The organism is Flavobacterium sp. (assembly GCF_030146175.1).
Classification (GTDB): domain Bacteria; phylum Bacteroidota; class Bacteroidia; order Flavobacteriales; family Flavobacteriaceae; genus Flavobacterium.
On the sequence record NZ_JASLCE010000073.1, the window covers coordinates 16782 to 32725 of the forward strand.

Here is a 15944-nt window from a genome sequence, read left to right on the forward strand (position 1 = left end):
CACCATGACGAATACGGAAATTTTCGGAATTTTAATTCTGGCTTTTTTGGCCATCACTTTTTTACAATCCGGCTATGATAAAATTATGGACTGGAAAGGAAACGTAGCATGGCTTAAAGGTCATTTTGCACAAACATTTATCAAAAATCAGGTACCCCAATCCCTATTTTTAATCTTAGTATTGGAAGTAATTGCCGGCGCTTTATGTGTTATCGGAATTGCGCAACTGGTAATGAACGGTGTAACGACATTTGGTCATTATGGTGCGACTTTTTCCTGCGTTACGCTATTGTTTTTATTATTCGGACAACGTATTGCGAAAGATTATGACGGTGCACGAACCATCGTAATCTATTTTATTCCAGCTATTTTAGCGGTTTATTGGCTATAAGAAATAACTTTATTTTTTAAAATATTACACCTGACAGGTTTTCGAAACCTGTCAGGTGTTTTTTTATCCGGTCTTTTAGTTTTTAAGTAAAACGGCTTTATACAGGCGGAGTTCTTCCCAGCTAAATTCGTCGCCGTATTTTTCTTTTATTTCTCCCAATCCTTCTCCGCTATATTCTTTAAAAGCCGATGCCAGTTTTTTGAGTTTATCCTGTGGCAAAACATCCGAAATTTCAATCGCTTCCATCTGAATCAGTTTTGAAAAATGGGTATATACCGTACCCACGGTAAGTTTTCGGATTCCCGCAATTTCGGGAATCGAAAGGTTTTGTGACCACAATTCCAGCGTCTCTTCGTAGGTTGATTTTTTCGGTTCTTTTGTTTTTTTCTTTTTGGAGGTGTACCGTTCGATATCGTCTTCATCCTCGATAAGCGTAACCGCTGTTTTTCGCAAGGCTTCCCGGATAATTTCTATTTTATCCTGTTTGTATTTTTGCAAGTACGGCGATACCAATACTTCTTTTGATATTTCTTTGTTTTCCAGAACGGCACGTACCAACAATTTGACTTTTAGCAATCGTAAAACCGCATTGGTCTGCAGTTCTTCCAGTTCTGACAATTCTTCAAAAAAGGCTTTTACTTTTTTTAGCCGTTTTATTTCCTCTATTTTCCAGTACAGCTCAAACGTCAGCTCATCCAATTTCGGAAAAAAATAATCGAATGCTTTGTTGATTCGCTCTTCGATAAAAACGAGATCGATCGGTTCCTGCTGGAACAATTTTGTTAACTGCGCGATAAATTTTTGCGACGGTTCCCGTAATTCATGTACGGCCAATGATTGTTGTTGCGCCCAGACCTTCGACTGCCCTTTGGGTGATTTTCCAGTTTCAGACAAATAGGTTTGCTGATGTTTGTTCCATTGCGTGGCCAGTTCGTGCCAGTTAAAACTGTCTTTCAGATAATTAAGTAAAAAAACACGCGTTTCAGATACCAATTCTCCTTCCAGTTTTTCGACCGAAACCCGACTTTGTGCATAATCCATCACATCGCCATCGTTGGAAATGCCATTCATTTGTATCGCAGAAAGCAAAATAAGCCCTTTTAACGAACGCAAACGCGAAAGAGCAACATAGGCTTGTCCGGGTAGGAAAACCTGTGATACATCGAGCGCTGCTTTGTCGAACGTCAAACCCTGGCTTTTGTGTACGGTAATCGCCCAGGCCAATTTGATCGGATAATGCGTAAAAGTGCCTAAAATCTCTTCTTCGATTTCCTTTGTCATCTCGTCTACATAGTAGCGGATGTTTTTCCATTCATAGCGTTCGACTTCAATGGTTTTATTTTCTTCCGGAAAATGCACAAAAATTTCGCGGGGCGAAATCGATTTTACAACGCCCATTTTTCCGTTAAAATATTGTTTTTCAAACGAAAGATCGTTTTTAACAAACATAACCTGTGCGCCAACTTTTAATTTGAGCTGTTCTTCCACCGGATAAATCTTATCCGGGAAGTCACCTACAATTTCCGGTTGAAAGGTATATGCTTCTCCATCGAGCTCCGCCAAGGCATTACTGTTTATTGCATCGGCTTTAGCATTGTGCGTGGTAAGCGTAATAAAACCGGGATTCTTTTTAAAATCGAAATTCGGCTGAACATATTGGTTTAAAATAGCCAGGTCATTTGTAGTGACGGTATTATTTCGCAGGTTGTTTAAAACGGAAATAAATTCGGAATCCGTTTGCCGGAAAATTTTATCCAGTTCGATATACAATGGCGGGTTTTGCTGAATCACATGGGAATGAAAAAAGAATTTTCCACGATAGTAACGCTGCAAAACCGACCATTCTTCATTTTTGATAACGGGTGGTAATTGTAGTAAATCTCCTATAAATAATACTTGAACGCCGCCAAAAGGCATTTCATTTCTACGGACTTTACGAAGCATAAAATCCATAGCATCCATGATATCCACGCGAAGCATACTGACTTCGTCGATTACCAGCAATTCCATGTTCTGAATTACGGCGCGCTTGGCACCATTCATTTTAAAATGCCGGCTTAAGGTATTTCTATTTTCGAAACGTGAATTTTCGGAAATATACGGATCCGTATTGGCATCCGGAAGAAACGCAGCAAATGGTAGCTGAAACATCGAATGTATTGTAACACCACCCGCATTCAAAGCGGCAATACCCGTAGGTGCTACAACAACAGTATTCTTGTGTGTTGTAGTAATGATTTCACGGAGTAGTGTTGTTTTACCGGTTCCCGCTTTACCCGTAAGGAAAACCGACTTTTGCGTTTGGTTGATAAAACGCAATACATAGGCAGCAGCATTCGAAATAGTTTCCATTTGGCGTATATTTTAAAAACTAAAAATACAATTATTTATCTGATTTTCAATAAAAAAGCCTTCACAAGGAAGGCTTTTCATTATTTTTTTTCTTCAGTTTTCTCTTCTTTCTTATCGGAAGATTTGTACTTATCGTTTAATTCTTTACTGATTTTCTCCGTTATATCCAGACCATCCTTACCATATAAGATTGAAGCGGCATCACCTGTTCCATAGATATATTCGTAATTGTTTTTCTTACCGTAGTCTTTGATATATTCTTTAATTCTTTTTACCAAAGAATCCATTTCTTTACCACTTTCCTGTTGCAATGTTTGTAGCATCGCTTGTTGTTTCATACTGATTTGTTGCTCTCTTTTTTGCAACTCAGCTCCTTTTTGTTGTGCCCAGGCCATACCTTTAACTTGTGCGTCTCTTTGAAAATTAGCAGCGTCAGATTGGAATTGTTTGGCTTCACCTTCTAATTCTCTTCCCATCTCTTGCGACTTGGTTTTGTATTTTGACTCAATATCTTTAGCCTCCTGGTTTTCTTCTATCAATTTAGAAGTATCCACATAAGCCGTTTTATTTCCAGAAGCAGTCGTTGCTCCTTCTTTGTTGCAAGAAAACATTGCCAACGCAAGTCCGATAATTAAAAAGGATTTTTTCATTTTATCAATTGTGATTTTTAAAATTTATGTAAAAATAAGAATTCGTATTAAAGTTCCAAAAGTTGTGCGACCTAAAGTTTAAAATAAGATTTTAAACCATTTTTTCAATCTATAAAGTTTTCTTATCTGTTATTTAAAAAATAATAAGAAAATCTTATAAAAAACGGCTTTAAATAAAGCGTTTTAAGCGACTTTTAAAAAATCCCCGATAGATGGCACATTTCAACCTTTGATCGTGGATTATTTAATTTTATTTTAAATTTTATCTGTTTTTTAGAATGTAAATATGCGATGAATACTCAAAATTTTGCTTTGCAGCTATATTTGATCGCAAACCAATCCAAAAGCCCTTTAAAAAATTCATTTTCCCATTTTTATATTTTTCAGATAAAAGGGAAACATAAAAACTGTCAAAAAGCATCGGTTTGATTTTTACCAGTTGGATATGTTCACGTCCAAAAAGTTTTTCAATCGAAGTTTTTGAAAAATGCCAAAGGTGACGCGGTACATCATAGGCCGCCCAAAAGGCACCGTAATAATTTGCGTCGTATGATTTATAATTGGGAACGGCAATAATTATAGTACCGGTTGGTTTTAATAATCGCTTTAAAGTTGCAATCTGATTTTCTAAATCCGGAACATGTTCCAATACATGCCACATCGTAATCACATCGAACGACTGGTTTTCTAATTGTTCTAAAGTCTCAGCAAATTGAATTCCTTTTCCGATAGCAATTCCTTTTGCTTTTTCACTTGGTTCAATTCCAATTGCATTCCATCCCTGACTTTGTGCTTCCAAAAGAAAATCACCTGTTCCGGCACCGATATCCAAAAGTGCTCCTCTTTCCGGTTGAAAAGAAGAAATTAATTTTACTTTATCGCGAATGGCTTTTCGTTTGATTAAATGATACACTTTTTCGAATAGCGAACGTTTCCCATCGGTATGCGAAATGTAATCATCGCTTTCATAATAAGATGGTAATTTTTCCAGGCTAGGTTGCGGAGCTGTTTTTAATAATTGTAATTCTTCGTCCAAAAGCAATTCAAAATTTTCTTTGGAAACGGAATGGTCTTTTACTTTTATAAAAACGGTATTATTTGAAAAATTCATTAATGCTAAAAAATTTATTTTTTAAAGATTCCTTTGTTTATAAGGCTTCGCGAGATAGTTTCACGTGGAACATAAAATAAAAACAGCCAAAGATACTTTATTTATCATGGCTGTTTTAGTTTGATTATTTTTTTATCGTCCCATATGAACTAATAATACCGAAACATCACTTGGCGAAACACCACTGATTCGGGAAGCCTGCGAAACGGAAACCGGTTTAATTTTCTTTAATTTTTCCCGAGCTTCAAACGAAAGCGATTTTATTTTATCGTAATCGAAGTTTTCCGGAATACGTACATCTTCGAGTCGGTTTAACTTATCGGCGTTATTTTTTTCTTTTTCAATATAACCGGAATATTTTACCTGGATTTCGGCTTGTTCGATTACTTCCAAATCCAATTCGTGTTCGGCTACATATTCTTTTACTTTTTCGAATTTTAAAATATCTTCCAAATCCAATTGCGGACGGGAAAATACTTTAAACATTTTATCCGGTTGCGAAATCGGTGCGGAACCTTTAGATTCTAAAATTGGATTTGCTTCTGCTACTTTTACACTCGTTTCTTTAAAAAACGAAACAAAAGCATCCGACTGACTTTGCTTCTGCTCCATTCGTTTTAATCGTTCATCGGTAGCCAAACCAACTGCGTGTGCCATTGGCGTTAAACGGAAATCGGCATTATCTTGTCGTAATAACGTACGGTATTCGGCACGTGACGTAAACATACGATATGGTTCTTCCGTTCCTTTGGTAATTAAATCATCAATCAATACTCCGATATACGCTTCGTTACGTTTTAAAACAAACGGATCCTGATCGTATGCTTTTAAGTGTGCATTCATTCCGGCGATCAAACCTTGTGAAGCTGCTTCCTCATATCCGGTTGTACCATTAATCTGTCCGGCAAAAAACAAGCCCTCAATTAATTTGGTTTCCAACGTATGCTTTAATTGCGTTGGTGGAAAATAATCGTATTCGATCGCATATCCCGGACGGAAGAATTTTACATTTTCAAAACCAACTACCGAACGCAACGCTTTAAACTGTACATCTTCCGGTAATGAAGTTGAAAATCCATTTACATACACTTCCACTGTATTCCATCCTTCCGGTTCTACAAAAAGCTGGTGGCGTTCTTTATCGGCAAATCGATTGATTTTATCTTCAATCGACGGACAATAACGTGGCCCTAAACTTTTGATTCGCCCATTAAACATAGGCGAACGATCAAAACCTTCACGAAGCAAATCGTGAACCAGTTCCGAAGTGTAGGTCATATGACACGGTTTCTGAACCGTTAATGGTTTTGTGATATCCAGATACGAAAATTTCGAAGGATTCTCATCCCCCGGTTGAATCTCCATTTTCGAATAATCCAGCGAACGACCATCTACACGTGGTGGTGTTCCTGTTTTCATTCGACCCGAAGTAAATCCTAACTTTATCAAATCTTCGGTGATTCCATGCGCAGCACTTTCGCCGGCACGTCCACCACCAAATTGTTTTTCTCCGATATGAATCAAACCATTTAAAAAAGTACCATTCGTTAGCACTACCGTTTTCGCTTTGATTTCAATTCCAAGCGAAGTCCGCACACCGACAATCTTTCCATTTTCGGTTAGAATTCCGGACACCATTTCCTGATAAAAATCCAGATTTGGCGTTTGTTCCAACATCAATCGCCACTCTTCTGCAAAACGCATACGATCGGATTGCACACGCGGCGACCACATAGCGGGTCCTTTCGATTTATTCAGCATCTTGAACTGGATGGCTGTTTTATCCGATACAATTCCGGAATAACCTCCCAACGCATCAATCTCCCGAACGATTTGTCCTTTTGCAATACCACCCATAGCCGGGTTGCACGACATCTGTGCGATGTTTTGCAAACTCATTGTAATCAGCAGCGTTTTGGATCCCATATTCGCGGCCGAGGCGGCAGCCTCGGAACCAGCGTGACCGGCGCCCACTACGATTACATCATATTTATCTTGAAATAAACTCATTGTTCCACGTGAAACATTTTACTGTTTCAATTAATTTAAAAAATATTTTCTACAAAGCTACGTAGAAGAAGAAAACCAAATAAAAACTTTATAAAAGAATTAAGATGTTTAATGTTCCACGTGGAACATAGCAACTTTTTCATCTTCCTTAGCACGCATCAATAGCTCGTCTTTTTCTGATTTATCTTTATAACCACAGTAATGTAATATACCGTGAATCATTACTCTTTTCATTTCTTCCTCAAAAGAAACATTAAAATCAGCCGCATTATCCCGTACACGTTCCACAGAAACAAATATATCCCCATGTAATTCGTTTCCTACAGTGTAATCGAAGCTAATAATGTCTGTAAGCGTATCATGATCGAGGTATTCCATATTGATTTTATGCAAATACTCGTCGTCACAAAATATATAATTGATCTCTCCTTCGTGCTTGTTTTCCGATTCGATTACAGCAGTAATCCATTCTTCATAAGCCGTCTCGTTTTCTAAAGAGAAATCGGTTTCGTAATTAAAACTAATCATCTTTCTTAAAATAGTTTTGAACCTTCTGGTTAAAATTTGGGCGCAAAGGTAAGCTTTGTCGGTTTAAAATTTCAACACTATTCAAATATTCTTTTAAAGCAGCAGGTAATTGATTACCAGAACCATTAAATTCTTTTTTATTGGTTTGCGACTGCCTCTTATTTTCTTCCCCCTGTTGCTGGATCGCATTATCCAATTTTAATAGTTCGTGCTTCAGGTTTAACATCCGTTGTAAGGTTTCGTTTTTAAAACCTTTGTTTAATAATTGCTTCTCAATATCCTTCATCTGGTTCAGTGCATTCTGACCATTTCCTCCCATTCCTTCTTTTTCCAAAGCCTTTTGTAATGCTTCACGAAGGCGCTGTTGCTCTTTATAAATTTCTAAAATTTCACCTGCATCGCCTTCGCCATCATTTCCGTCTTTTCCATCCGATCCTTCTTTTCCCTCTTTACCGCCTTTGTTCGGTTTTCCATCACCAGGCTTTTCACCTTTTCCTTTTTTCATTCCCTCTTTCATCTTTTCACTCAGTCCTTCCTGCTTTTTGATGATGTCCGGTAATTGCATACCACTTCCTTTACTACCCGGTTTTGGTTTTCCTTTTCCCTGACCGGACGATTGCATTTGCATTTCCATCTGCATTTGGTTCATCACATCACTTAGAAAATCAGCTAATTTATTCGAAGACGTAATCGTATACTGTTGATGCGAAACACCACGACCAATGTTATTATCTGTAAAATTGGTTAGCGATTTATCGATGTTGTAATGTACGTTCCCTACTTCACTCGTGATCATTTCGGTGATTTTAGGATTGCGTAACGACATCGCAAAAAGACTATCATCGACATGTTTGAACTGTAATTTTAAATCCTGTTGCTTTTTCAACATCTTATTAAAACCAAGACTTCGATCACCGGACGATTTAAAATTCTTCATCAAACTTTCCTGAGAAAACGAAAAGGCTAATAGATTATCCAGAATCTGACGTAGCATTTTGGTGTCTTCTTCCAGCTGGTCCATTTCACCAGATTCCATAGATGACTGCATTTGCTGTGCCATCTTTTTCATTTTCTGAGAAGCTGATTTTTGCTTCGGTTTTGCTTTCGACTGGTTTTGCTTTTGCAATTCCTCCGAAGCATTTTTCATATCTTCTTTGATTCCTTTCTCCTCTTCTTTGTTTGAAGGAATATCCATTGGTGCTTTTAAATCCTGATTTTGTTTTTCAAGGTCGCGAAGATCTTCCTGAAGTTTATTAAAATCTTCGTTAATCTTATCCTGATCCTTTTTATTGTTGTCGTTACTATCGGAAAGTTTGTCTTGTTTTTCACTTAACTTATCCAGTTTGTCCGCTAACTGTTCCGCCTTTTTTTCAACATAAAAACGTTTCGTAAGTTCAACCAGCTGCTCCAGATTTTTTGACTGATCCTTTGTATTTTGTTTTAACTTATCAATCTTTTCAAAAAGTTCTTCCTCTTTTAACTTGTTCGTTAATTCATCAAGTTCTTTTAAAAGCTTTTCATTTTTTTCAATTTCCTTTTCATTCTTTTCCAATCGACGCATCAATTCGTCTTTGAACTCATCCTTTTTTTCCGGATTGAATTGCTCCAGATTGTCTTGCATTTTTTTAGAAAACTCTTTCATCATCTCGTCCTGTTGTTTCTGACGGTTAATGAAATCCTGCACTTTTTTCTGATCTTTAAAATCCAGGTTTGTTTTTTCTTTTCCTAGTTTTTGTAATTTATCCAGTTCGGATAATTGCTTATCCTGGTTTTTAATTGACTTTTCAAGGCTGTTGATATTACTATTTTGCTCCTGTAAAATCTTATCTTCTTTTTCTTCGGCCGTTAATTCACGATGTGAAAAAACAGAAGACTTGGAACTTTTGAAATTATGAATGGCATCATTATCAAAAATCTCAAAATAATAATCGTATTCCACTCCGGGTTGAATCGTTAAACCATTTGGAAACGTATATACAAACTGATCAAATGTTTCACGTTTTACCGGAATGGTTCCACGGGAAACCTGAATTGGTTTTTCTTTCGAATAATAAACCACGTGTAACTTAGTCAATCCATAATCATCGGAAACCTGACCAATCACCATATTCTTTTTCAACTTTAACGAATCCGGAGCCGATTGTACCGAAATAGTCGGAAACTGATCTTTAACGGTCGTAATCTGATACTGTAATTTTTCGTGATCCGTTACCTTTTCATTTGAAGTAAGTATTTGATATTCTGTATTTTGAAGTATTCTTTTGGATAAACTAAATTGATTTTCATTGCGTTTAAATGCATCATTAACCGTAGCATCTTTCCAAACCACTTTGCTCGTTGCCAACGCATTAACTTTCCAGGTAATTGATGTTCCTTCCGGTACGATGGCATTACCATTACCTTGAATCAATTCCGGTTTTTTTCCGAGGTAGGAAGGAAAGTTCAATACCATTTCAAAATTAGCAATGGTCGGAACCGCCACGACATTTACCTGATAGGTATTCGAAACGACTTCGTTGGCCAACAGTTTAAAATCGGTATTCTTTGTAATCTTTTCAAACTGATATTGAAATACACCCGGTCGTACCGTTTCTAAATAATAATTTTCATTACCAATGGCAATCATGGCATTTTCGGGAATCACATTTCCATTGGTCTTGACCTGTAGTAAAAAATCCTGACCTTGTTCGGCAGTTAAATTTTTATTGATAATCTGAAAACTAAAAGGAGCCGGTGGTGTATATTCTTTTTTGTAATGCACTACCCGATCCAAACTTTCGGTAATCAGATTTGAATTTCCGGAAACCATAAAAAATAATAAAACCAACAACGGGATTATAGCATATGGAAGATACTTGGTATTCTTTTTAAAGTTAATCGCATTCCCAAACGGAACCGGTTTTAACGATATTGCTTTTTGTTCGATCGAAGCCAATAGTAATTCCGATTGATCACTTTGTCCATACAACTGTAAAAAATTAGTCAGTTTATCATTTACTTCCGAAAAGTGATTACCGATAATTAGTGACGCCTGTTTGTAATCGATTCCCTTTTGTAATTTGAAAAGTTTAAATAACGGAAACAAAATAAACCGTAACAAAAAGAAAAGTTCTACCAAAATGAATAGCCAGAACAAGACTGTTCTACCCTTTGGTGAAAGCCATAAAAAATGTTCCACGAGCAACGTGACCATAAAATACAGCAAACCAAAACCGGTAAAAAGAATAATTCCTTTTAGCAATTCGTTCGTATAAAACTTTTTTATAAAGTCTTCAAGCTTTTGAAATATCAGTTCTTTCGTTTCCAAATTATCAAAATTTGTTTATAACCGATAAAATTACAATTTTAATCGAAACAGGAATTAACTATTTTACAGAAGAAACAACGTTTGGAGAGGAAAGAACAAAGAAGGAAGAAACAAGAGAAAGGAATTAATTCAAAGAAGTTGTCAACAAACATTAAAATAATAAAAAAAGATCTTTTAAAAATTTTAAAAAATTTGTTTGTTATTATAGCTTGTTAATAGTGGCAATAACTTTTAAATTTTTCTTCTTATTTTGGAGTTATACAATTTTATCCGGTTTTATTAACAGTGTTGTTTATCGATAAAGCTTTAGAAATGAAGTCTTTTTAAAACGTTATTAACAATGGTGAATAAACCGTTTATACTTATTTTTATTAATAAGTTTACTTGTTAATTTCTGTTAATAACTGTTGACTATCTATTAATAATTTCAAAACAAATTTTAAAAAATAGATTTGGTTATTTCATTTGGGTTTTGGATTAGCAAATTTTAGGATACAACCAAAAATCTTTTATAAATTTCTATCTAAAGTTATAAACAATCTATGTTAACTTATAATTAACTGAAAATCAATACTATGTAAATTTGTATTAACATAGCTCATTTTTAATGTTAAAATGATATAAAGTTTACTGATTTACAGGGTTTTATATTGAATAATCAGCAATGTCAATTTGTTAATTACCTTATATACTATAATGTATTTTGAAGAACGTTACCGATTTGATAAAGCAAAGGTATTTTTATCGGGAAAGATTGCGAAAAATACTTTTCAGATAGGATAAACAGTAAATGAACCTATTTATAAACAGTATCGGATAAAATAATTCGAAGGAAAAAAGCATAATTGTATCTTTGCGTAAAATTTTTAAAAAATGTCAAAGCCAGTTCGTGTGCGATTTGCACCTAGTCCTACAGGACCTTTACATATAGGAGGCGTTAGAACCGCTTTATTTAATTATTTATTTGCTAAAAAACACGGTGGTACGTTTTACCTTCGGATTGAAGATACCGATCAGAACCGTTTTGTACCCGGAGCGGAAGCATATATTATGGAAGCTTTGGAATGGTTAGGTATTGCGCCGGATGAAACAATTGGTAAAAATGAAAAATTCGGACCGTACCGTCAGAGTGAACGTAAAGAACTTTATAAGGGATATGCCGACCAACTTATTAACAGTGGTTGGGCGTATTATGCTTTTGATACAGCCGAAAGTCTGGATAACCTGCGTAAAACCGCCGAACAGGAAGGTAAAACCTTTATCTACAACCATACGGTTCGCGAGCAATTGGATAATTCACTTACCCATTCGGCCGAACAAGTTGCGGAACGTATTAACAATGGTGAAGAATATGTGATCCGTTTTAAAACACCGGTTGGAGAAACTTTACACTTGAATGACATTATCCGTGGCGATATTAAATTTGATACCAATTTATTAGACGATAAAGTATTGTTTAAAAGTGACGGAATGCCAACCTATCACCTGGCGAATATTGTAGACGACCATTTAATGGAAACGTCTCATGTGATCCGTGGTGAAGAATGGTTGCCTTCCCTACCCTTACACGAATTGTTATACAAAGCTTTCGGATGGGAAGCTCCAAAATTTGCACACTTACCGTTAATTTTAAAACCGGTTGGAAATGGAAAACTTTCCAAACGTGACGGAGATAAACTTGGATTCCCTGTATTTCCATTGGATTGGAACGATCCGGTTTCGGGAGAAAAATCGTCGGGATACCGCGAAAAAGGATTTTTCCCAGGTGCAGTTGTTAACTTCCTGGCTTTATTAGGATGGAACGACGGAACCGATCAGGAGTTATTCACATTGGAAGAATTGGTTGCGAAGTTTGATTTAGGACGTGTACACAAAGCCGGTGCGAAATTTGACCCGGAAAAAAACAAATGGTTTAACCACCATTATCTGGTACAACAATCCGATGCTTCTCTTGCTCAACCATTTGATATTATTTTAAAAGAAAAAGGAATTAACAAAGACATCGCTTATGTTGAAAAAGTAGTAGGACTGGTAAAAGAGCGTGCTACTTTTGTAACCGACTTATACGATTTATCGGATTTCTTTTTTGTAGCGCCAGCTGCCTACGATGAAAAAGCCGCTAAAAACTGGAAAGAAGACACCGGTTCGATCATGCAGGAATTGATTTCAGTTGTTGAAAACATTGGTGACTTTACTTCGGTAAACATTGAAACGATTGTAAAGGACTGGATGACCAAAAATGAGATTGGAATGGGTAAAGTGATGCAACCGTTCCGTTTGAGCCTTGTAGGTGCTTTAAAAGGCCCGCATTTGTTCGATATCGTCGAAATGATCGGAAAAGAAGAAACCGTACAGCGAATTCAAAAAGCAATTAGTACTTTATAACGACCAAACCTCCTTTATAGGAGGTTTTTTTATAGAATTTCGTATCTTAACCGAATAAACCATTAAAACTACATTTTATGTTTAGTTACGTTATTATTGTTATTCTCGTATTTCTCTTTTTAGCCTCGTTTTTTACGGTTAAACAGCAAACATCCGCGATTGTGGAACGTTTTGGAAGATTCAACAGCATCCGTCATTCCGGATTACAATTAAAAATTCCGGTTATCGACCGTATTGCCGGTAAAGTGAATTTAAGAATCCAACAGTTGGATGTGATCATTGAAACGAAAACAAAAGATAACGTATTCGTTAAAATGAAAGTTTCCGTTCAGTTTAAAGTGATCCAGGATAAAGTATACGACGCGTTTTATAAACTGGAATACCCACACGATCAGATTACGTCGTATGTATTTGACGTGGTACGTGCCGAGGTACCAAAATTAAAACTGGATGACGTTTTTGAAAGAAAAGATGACGTTGCAATTGCTGTAAAACGCGAGTTAAATGAAGCGATGACAACTTACGGATACGATATTATCAATACGTTGATTACGGATATTGATCCGGATATTCAGGTTAAAAATGCCATGAACCGTATTAATGCCGCCGATCGTGAAAAAACCGCTGCAGAATATGAAGCGGAAGCCAGTAGAATCCGTATTGTAGCGAAAGCAAAAGCCGAAGCAGAAAGTAAGCGTTTACAAGGTCAGGGTATTGCCGATCAGCGTCGTGAAATTGCCCGCGGATTGGTAGAAAGTGTGGATGTATTAAATAAAGTAGGAATCAACTCGCAGGAAGCTTCTGCATTAATCGTTGTAACCCAACATTATGATACGTTACAAGCGATCGGATCGGATACGAATTCGAATCTGATTTTATTACCGAATTCACCACAAGCCGGAAGTGATATGTTAAACAACATGGTAGCTTCTTTTACAGCTTCGAATCAGGTTGGTGAAGCGATGAAGAAAGCACAGGGAAAGAAGAAATCAGATGATTCCCACTCCCACAAATCGGATCATAACGATACCACAGCATTTCCGGAAACGGAATAAATAAAACAAAAAAAGCGGCATTAGCCGCTTTTTTATTTGAATAACCGGTTAAAAATAAAACCGATTAAAAGATTTTGAAGTGTTCCCGATTTCGTAAAAAATGAACCTATGGAACGAACCACTCCGGAAGTAAATACTCTTGGTGTAAGGTCATCCCGTGTTTTTTCGACTGCATAGACCAAACGTCTGTAATCCAGTTCTTTCTGTACTTTTAAGATTTCCAGTTCACGGTTGATTTCATCATATGACGAATATTTTTTTCTTTCCATAATTAATCATTAAAAAAGAATTCGGAGAATTTTTCCAGTATCGGGCCTTCCACGATTTTATCTTTGATATAGTAAACCACGATACAAAGGATCAGATAAATGACACCCACAATTAAAAAACCGAGTGCATAACTACCCAACATATTACCTAAAGCAAAGGCACCGGCTATAGACAAGAAAAGTACCATCAACATCAGGAAAATACTCAAAAGAAAAATTTTAAGTATCATCGTAGTCGATTTCATGGCTACTCTAAAAAACCAAAGTTTATAGTAGGCCACGTTGGAGTCGAATAATGCTTTGGCATTATCCTGGATTTGTTCGGTATTTTCTTTTAATTTTTCAAAAGCCATAGCCTACTTTATTTTGTTGCTTTAGCGTGTTGTTTTTTAAGATCGTCCAGTTTTTTTTCTAATGTTGCGATAATATCTTCGGTCTTATTATCAACGTTGGATACTAGATGATCAAATTCACTTTCCAAATCCATTTTGGCTCTGCTGAATTTATTTTTGAGGTTATGGGTTGCCTCGTTAAACTTGTCTCGTAAGTGATCTCTTTCATGATCGAAACCATCTTTAATTTTTTTTCGGGTTTTAGATCCTTTATCGGGAGCAAATAAAATTCCGACACCGGCACCGATAGCTGCTCCGGCTAAAAGTGCCAATAATGTGTTACCTGTGTTATTAGACATAATCTCACTTTTTAAAAATTAATAATTATAAACTTACGAATTTAATATTCATAAATACGTTAATAAGTCGTTAATAAAAACTTGTTTTTTAAAATAATGAGATTAAAAGCTATTTTAAAGTGTATTTTTTTAAAGATGTAAAATCTATTTACCTGAAAAAGATAATTGATTTAAAAGCGTTTTATGAAGTCAGTTTTAATAGATTTTAATAATAATTATTTTTATTTTTATTGATATAATATATAATAGAAAAAGGCTTCTTTTTAGAAGCCTTTTATCATTTTTGTCTATTTGCTTTTTCTTCAGCCCGAAGTTTAGCAGACGTTTTAAAATCTCCGGTGTGTGACCATCCCGGTGGATAAAAAATATATTTTAGACGATCGGAAAATTTTAGCCCCGGTTGGGAAGCATCTCTCCAGATATCTTTCCATTCGTGGAATACAATATTAAGAGGTCCTTTATCTTCTATTTCGGAAGTAAGTCCGAAACGTACTTCTTCATAATTCGGATCTTCTTTTTCAAAAGTTCCAAACATACGATCCCAGATAATTAATCCCATTCCCATATTACGATCCAGATAACGAGCGTTCGAAGCATGGTGTACTCTGTGATGGGATGGTGTTACCAGAATCCATTCTAAAATACCCATACTTTTCACGGTTTTGGTATGTACCCAGGTTCCGTAGATCTGAATAATCGCATAAGCGGCCATGATATGCCACGGATTAAAACCTAAAAATGCTATCGGTGAAAAGAACAAATAGCGGTATAAAGGCTGTAAAACCGGTGATCTAAACCCTGTGGTAATATTAAAATAACCGGAATTATGGTGCGTTACGTGTACAGCCCAGAACATTCTGGAGTGATGATCCACATAATGATGTACATAATAGGCGAAATCCTGTAAAAGGAAAACACCAATCCAATACCAAACACTGCTGTATTCCAGATCGAAAATGCGGTGTTCGTAAAAGTAGAACATAACCCCAATAGCAAAGGCTTTCATGATGATGTCCAAACCATAGTTTAGACATGCCATATAAATATTGGTAAGCGTATCTTTCGTATTATAGAAATGCTTTTTATGCGAATAGCTGTAAAACATTTCAAATAAGATGATTAGGATATGCAACGGAGCCGAATATAAATATACATTGGCTACGGCCTGTTCTCCAAAAAAATGATCTAACATAAC

At 36.1% G+C, this 15944-nt stretch carries 13 protein-coding genes; 3 read left to right on the forward strand and 10 right to left on the reverse strand.

The genetic code is table 11. From position 1 onward, the window contains the following. The first annotated feature begins 4 nt into the window (after positions 1-4). On the forward strand, positions 5-391 hold the full coding sequence (locus tag Q1R07_RS08730; protein WP_300488711.1) for a DoxX family protein: 387 nt from the start codon (positions 5-7) through the stop codon (positions 389-391). A 75-nt stretch (positions 392-466) separates the two neighbouring features. Here Q1R07_RS08730 and Q1R07_RS08735 read toward each other — a convergent pair whose 3' ends face one another. The 6 genes from Q1R07_RS08735 to Q1R07_RS08760 all read right to left on the reverse strand — a co-directional run bounded on the left by Q1R07_RS08735 (position 467) and on the right by Q1R07_RS08760 (position 10349). Next, on the reverse strand, positions 467-2743 hold the full coding sequence (locus tag Q1R07_RS08735; protein ID WP_300488713.1) for a helix-turn-helix domain-containing protein: 2277 nt from the start codon (positions 2741-2743) through the stop codon (positions 467-469). Between the two features lie 80 nt (positions 2744-2823). Then, on the reverse strand, positions 2824-3393 hold the full coding sequence (locus tag Q1R07_RS08740; RefSeq protein WP_300488716.1) for an OmpH family outer membrane protein: 570 nt from the start codon (positions 3391-3393) through the stop codon (positions 2824-2826). 262 nt (positions 3394-3655) lie between these two features. After that, positions 3656-4504: a class I SAM-dependent methyltransferase gene (locus Q1R07_RS08745; protein WP_300488719.1), complete on the reverse strand. Its 849-nt coding sequence runs from the start codon at positions 4502-4504 to the stop codon at positions 3656-3658. 132 nt (positions 4505-4636) lie between these two features. Next, positions 4637-6514 carry a tRNA uridine-5-carboxymethylaminomethyl(34) synthesis enzyme MnmG gene (mnmG, locus tag Q1R07_RS08750; RefSeq protein ID WP_300488722.1) on the reverse strand — a complete coding sequence of 626 codons (1878 nt, stop codon included), beginning with the start codon at positions 6512-6514 and terminating at the stop codon, positions 4637-4639. A 108-nt stretch (positions 6515-6622) separates the two neighbouring features. Next, a complete protein-coding gene (ybeY, locus tag Q1R07_RS08755; protein WP_300488725.1) occupies positions 6623-7042 on the reverse strand; it encodes an rRNA maturation RNase YbeY in 420 nt (139 codons plus the stop codon). Next, complete coding sequence (locus Q1R07_RS08760; protein ID WP_300488728.1) at positions 7035-10349, reverse strand: DUF4175 family protein; 3315 nt, start codon at positions 10347-10349, stop codon at positions 7035-7037. Before Q1R07_RS08760 ends, ybeY begins: the two co-directional genes overlap by 8 nt. Before the next feature lie 873 nt (positions 10350-11222). Between Q1R07_RS08760 and gltX the strand changes: the two genes are divergently transcribed. Next, positions 11223-12734, forward strand: a complete 1512-nt coding sequence (gene gltX / locus Q1R07_RS08765; RefSeq protein ID WP_300488731.1) for a glutamate--tRNA ligase — start codon at positions 11223-11225, stop codon at positions 12732-12734. A 77-nt stretch (positions 12735-12811) separates the two neighbouring features. Beyond that, positions 12812-13789, forward strand: a complete 978-nt coding sequence (locus Q1R07_RS08770) for an SPFH domain-containing protein (protein ID WP_300488734.1) — start codon at positions 12812-12814, stop codon at positions 13787-13789. Positions 13790-13821: 32 nt separating this feature from the next. Here Q1R07_RS08770 and Q1R07_RS08775 read toward each other — a convergent pair whose 3' ends face one another. From Q1R07_RS08775 to Q1R07_RS08790, 4 genes are all read right to left on the reverse strand, one after another. Further along, entirely contained in the window at positions 13822-14058 is a 237-nt protein-coding gene (locus tag Q1R07_RS08775; protein WP_300488737.1) for a DUF6327 family protein, read from the reverse strand. 2 nt (positions 14059-14060) lie between these two features. Continuing rightward, positions 14061-14411, reverse strand: a complete 351-nt coding sequence (locus Q1R07_RS08780) for a phage holin family protein (protein WP_300488740.1) — start codon at positions 14409-14411, stop codon at positions 14061-14063. Positions 14412-14419: 8 nt separating this feature from the next. Next, positions 14420-14749, reverse strand: a complete 330-nt coding sequence (locus Q1R07_RS08785) for a YtxH domain-containing protein (RefSeq protein WP_300488743.1) — start codon at positions 14747-14749, stop codon at positions 14420-14422. Positions 14750-15026: 277 nt separating this feature from the next. After that, entirely contained in the window at positions 15027-15941 is a 915-nt protein-coding gene (locus Q1R07_RS08790; protein ID WP_300488745.1) for a sterol desaturase family protein, read from the reverse strand. Between the last annotated feature and the right edge of the window lie 3 nt (positions 15942-15944).